Source organism: Spiroplasma sp. Moj, assembly GCF_016082285.1.
Taxonomy (GTDB): Bacteria; Bacillota_I; Bacilli_A; order Mycoplasmatales; family Mycoplasmataceae; genus Spiroplasma; species Spiroplasma phoeniceum.
Map to the genome: position 1 here is coordinate 1 of NZ_MQTY02000123.1, position 2776 is coordinate 2776.

A 2776-nucleotide genomic window follows, 5' to 3' on the forward strand; every position below is an offset into this window, starting at 1 on the left:
TTTAAATAAAAAACATAATTAATTAAAATTATAATTTGCTATTAGTATTTTTTTAAAAATATTTACAATTATTTTAATAGGTTATGCAAGAAGTCTAATAAAAAATTTTTGTTTTTATTAATATATTTTATAAGTTTAGTTTCTCTANNNANTNNATTAAATAATTTTACTTCTAAACTAGACATGCCAATATTGGTTGGTATTATATCCAAATTATTAATTTCAGTTTTTAATATTAATTCTTTAATATTTTTTTNCTTGATTTAAAAACATATTCATAGCTAACGGTTCAATTATATCCATTTGAACACATTGAGTTAAATTGCCTTGTGGGTCTAAATCAATTAATAATGTTTTCTTATTTTCTTTTATTGATAAATAACCTGCTAAATTAAAAGTAAAATTTGTTTTTCCAACCAAGAAGTCTATTCAACCCAAAACTATTATCAATTTACCGTAATGGAAAAACCAATGTTAGGAAGTTTAGAAAATGTTGTAAAAAAATTAAATCTTCCCATAATTGAAAAATTAGAAGATGGTTTAATTTTACATTTAGAAAATGGCAATGAACAAATTAAAGAAATTTCTTATCGTGCTTTTGAAGAAAAAGTAATTTTAATTACTATTAAACCATTTGTAACAAATATTACCGAAATTTACGATCGTGTTGTTTTTTCAGTTAATAAAAATTTTGGTAAAGCAAGTGCATTAAGTAATTAATGTTAAAAAACCTTAGTAAAATAATTTTTTTGAGCTATAATTATAACGAAGATTATTAATGTAGTTTTAAAATTACTTTACATCGTAAGGTTTTTTTATTTTTTTATTAGGGGGGAGGAAATTAATTTGTCAGAAGTTTTAACAGGTCGTGAAAAAAAATTACGGTTTGAAAAACCTTGAAAAACAATATCATACTTTTGTGTTCCAACTGTTTTCTTAATGATTGTTCAAGGGTTATACAATATTGTTGATAAAAGTTTAGCATTATCATTTGCCGCACCTGATTTAATTCATGACCAATTTTATATTGATGCATATAATCGGTTAAAAAATATTAGTGTTACAGAAATTCCTTTATCTGATATGCGGTCATTTATTAATGTTGCAACTCAATATGCTTCACAAACATATAACTTACAATGGTCATTTAGTATTATGATTGGAATGGGTTGTGCAATGAATTTTTCAATTGCTTATGGGCAACGTGATATTCCAAGTATGTGTCGAATTGCAGGAAATGGTTTTTCATTAACAGTTTTTTTTTCAATCATTGTTGCATTTGCAATTTTTTGTATTGTATTTCCGGGATGAAACGCTATATTTATTACTTCTCAAATGGGAAAACATTATAATCCAATTACAGAAAGTTTATGTTGAGAATATTCATTTCCAATGTTAGCAGCAGCACCAATGATGTTTTTAAGTTATTATTTTATGTCCTTAATTCGTAGTGAAGGACGAATGAAATGAGTAATAATTATGATTTTAAGTTCATTATTAATTAATGCTGCAGCGGCCATTTTCTTTATGAGAGTTTGTCATCTTGGAATGTCAGGAGCAATGTTGGGGACAGTTTTTTCTTGAACAGTACAAGTAATTTGAGGATTTATTATTGTTTTTAAAACAAAAAATAGTTATTCAAAATTTTACTGAAATGACTTATTCCAAATTGAAGGAAAAAATATTGCTAATTTTACTAAAGCAGGATTACCAAATTTTATTAATAATGCTGCTTTAGTCGTTACATCTTATGTTGCAACATTCCTTGTTGTTCAGTTACCAAACCAAGAATATCATAATGGGGTTGCTGTTTTGCAGGAACTTTATTCTTCAATTGTGCCATGAATGACATTAGTATTATCAGCAGGGGTTGGTGTTACACAAGGGGCTCGTAGTATTATTGCCTATAATTATGGGGCAAAAAAGAATGCTCGAATTTGAGAAGTTTTAAAACGGGTTAGTTTATTAATTATTATTTGATTTTGTTTAATGTTAATTGTCTTTATTATTTTTGGAAAAGATATGATGATGTTATTTGCTTTTCCTGAAAAATATGCAACGAAATATCGTTGATGAATTGTTTTAAACTTTATGACTTATCCATTTTGTTCATTAACTTATATTGCTTTAACGTTGTTCCAAGGAATTAATCGTTCCTTTTTAGCAACATTTACAAGTAGTTTACGTTCAATTGTTGTAATTTTACCATTAATTGGAATTGGTTTTGGCGTTAGTCAAGCAACTGGAAATCTAATTTTCTATTATGTCTTTATTGGTTTAAATGATTTAATTTCAGCAGCAATTATTATTCCAATTTTAGTTTACTACTGAAAAAAATATCGTAACAAATTAGTTGATGAGCCTGATCCATATTTTAATGAATATCAAGAAGATTTACGAACTAAAAAAGTTTTAAAAGTGAAACATCAACAAAAAAAATAACAAGGTTTGAATATCTAAAATAGACACATAAAATTAATTTTATGTGTCTATTTTATTGAAGATTATTTNTTATTNATTAGACTTCTTGCATAACCTAGTTATTTTAAAATTCCTATAAAATATATTTAAAATAGAAATTATAGGAATCTAAAATTATGAAATTTGATAAATTTGATTTTATTAATGATAAAGAATTATTCCGATTANCAGGAATAAAACAAGCCACTTTTAATAAAATGTTAGATATTTTAAAGGTTGCTGAAATAGAAAAATTTAAAAAAGGTGGCAAAGCTAACAAATTATCACTAAAAAATCGATTATTTATGACTTTATC

4 protein-coding genes are annotated in these 2776 nt (G+C 25.1%); 2 read left to right on the forward strand and 2 right to left on the reverse strand.

What is annotated here, in order from left to right:
- Positions 1 to 68 precede the first annotated feature (68 nt).
- Positions 69 to 212: a hypothetical protein gene (locus BST80_RS04875; RefSeq protein WP_415746216.1), complete on the reverse strand. Its 144-nt coding sequence runs from the start codon at positions 210 to 212 to the stop codon at positions 69 to 71.
- A 31-nt stretch (positions 213 to 243) separates the two neighbouring features.
- Entirely contained in the window at positions 244 to 450 is a 207-nt protein-coding gene (locus BST80_RS04880) for a ParA family protein (RefSeq protein ID WP_415746217.1), read from the reverse strand.
- 9 nt (positions 451 to 459) lie between these two features.
- Here BST80_RS04880 and BST80_RS04885 point away from each other — a divergent pair, with 9 nt between their 5' ends.
- Positions 460 to 720 (forward strand): hypothetical protein, encoded by a 261-nt coding sequence (locus BST80_RS04885; RefSeq protein ID WP_415746218.1) that lies wholly within the window; start codon positions 460 to 462, stop codon positions 718 to 720.
- Between the two features lie 126 nt (positions 721 to 846).
- The gene (locus BST80_RS04890) at positions 847 to 2442 is read left to right on the forward strand and encodes an MATE family efflux transporter (RefSeq protein ID WP_415746219.1); all 1596 of its coding nucleotides are present in this window, start codon (positions 847 to 849) and stop codon (positions 2440 to 2442) included.
- Positions 2443 to 2776: the final 334 nt, after the last annotated feature.